General features: G+C 55.4%; 1 pseudogene. It reads left to right on the top strand.

The features are described from left to right. Positions 1-448, top strand: a pseudogene (locus EXE41_RS19495) (hypothetical protein); the annotation flags it as partial. Positions 449-489 lie beyond the last annotated feature (41 nt).

Raw genomic sequence — 489 nt, 5'->3', positions numbered from 1 at the left:
AACGAACATTTCCACCGGAGCGTTCATCCGGGAAACCGATTCGGGAACTGATATTGTCTACACCAGCGGTGCTGTGTACCGGGTTCAGGAGGAGGGCCTAGTTGTCTCACGGAAACCTAGCTTTCGGTGTACTCCCGATAGTGGCAGTGTCTACCTTTCTGTCCTTTCGCTTGACGGACAGACGGATTTCTCATCGTCGAGCCGCGTCACGATCGAGACCACTATCCAGAACAAAACACTTGTTTCGCCACGGGCTGGCAAGTCGCCTTCCGCAACAACCGTCTCAGTCAACGTCTCGAGGACTGCGTATCCGGATGCGTGGCACCGGCTGTTCGAGGAGGAACTATCGCACTGGTCGGCCCACTCGGAACCGCATACCTATCAGTGTACTGGCATCAGCCGCGCTGTTGTCCACAATACGTCGGTCGATGTCCGGACTATCACCTGATGATCTCTGTCTGCGGTGCATACACCTGCCGCTACAGAAAT

The sequence above is a fragment of the Halorubrum sp. SD690R genome, assembly GCF_005435035.1.
GTDB lineage: Archaea > Halobacteriota > Halobacteria > Halobacteriales > Haloferacaceae > Halorubrum > Halorubrum ezzemoulense.
This window is presented reverse-complemented; position numbering and strand designations above follow the sequence as displayed.